Origin of the sequence: Tepidibacillus sp. HK-1 (assembly GCF_001748485.2) — a bacterium.
Taxonomy (GTDB): Bacteria; Bacillota; Bacilli; order Tepidibacillales; family Tepidibacillaceae; genus Tepidibacillus_B; species Tepidibacillus_B infernus.
In genome coordinates, this window is the sequence record NZ_BDGM02000076.1 from 1 (window position 1) to 243 (window position 243).

The 243-nt window shown below is 44.0% G+C and carries 1 pseudogene; it reads left to right on the plus strand.

Annotated features, from left to right (window positions below):
* Positions 1 to 243 (plus strand): annotated as a pseudogene (locus tag BEN26_RS13885) (RNA-guided endonuclease TnpB family protein); the annotation flags it as partial.

Here is a 243-nt window from a genome sequence, read left to right on the forward strand (position 1 = left end):
AAAGGAAACATATGAGAAGTTCAAGGACGACAAAGAAGCCTTGAAAAAGCAAAAATTCCCGACTCCTGCCAAGTACAAAAAGGAGTTTGCATGGCTCAAAGAAGTCGATAGCCTTGCGTTGGCAAACGCTCAACTGAATTTGCAGAAGGCATACCAAAACTTCTTCTCTGGTCGTGTTGAATTTCCTAAGTTCAAAAGCCGCAAGGCGAGACAGTCCTACACAACCAACGTGGTCAACGGAAA